The organism is Devosia elaeis (assembly GCF_001650025.1).
Classification (GTDB): domain Bacteria; phylum Pseudomonadota; class Alphaproteobacteria; order Rhizobiales; family Devosiaceae; genus Devosia; species Devosia elaeis.
Window position 1 is genome coordinate 1 of the sequence record NZ_LVVY01000045.1, and the last position, 454, is coordinate 454.

Annotated in this window: 1 protein-coding gene; it reads right to left on the reverse strand. The window is 60.4% G+C overall.

Going from position 1 to position 454, the window contains the following annotated elements:
* Window positions 1-78: 78 nt before the first annotated feature.
* Window positions 79-454, reverse strand: a 376-nt coding sequence (locus A3840_RS01730; protein WP_131798214.1) for an integrase core domain-containing protein, incomplete at its 5' end; no start/stop codon positions are given.

The following is a 454-nucleotide window of genomic DNA, read 5'->3' on the forward strand; positions in this document are numbered from 1 at the left end:
ACGTTGTCCGTCGTCAGGGTTTTTGGGACAACCGGCGGCGTGAGCTAACGGAGGCTCTGGTCCATCAGGTTTGTCACATTAGGCCGCTGCATCTCGATGAAGCAAGCGACGCTGTTTGATGGTTTCGCGTTTGATCCTTTCCCTTTCCAGCGTGATGATATCGCCGCGCCCGAAGTAGACGTCGGCAGGGGTGAGATTGTCGAGGCTCTCGTGGTAGCGGCGGTGGTTGTAGTGATCGACGAACGCCGCGACCTGCTGCTCGAGATCACCCGGCAGGAAGTAGTTTTCGAGCAGGATGCGGTTCTTCAACGTCTGGTGCCATCGCTCGATCTTGCCTTGGGTCTGAGGATGGCAGGGCGCCCCGCGCGTATGTTCCATGCCCTTGTCGGATAGCCACGCGGCCAGGTCGGAAGAGACGTAGGAGGGGCCGTTGTCGGACAACAGCCGCGGCCGC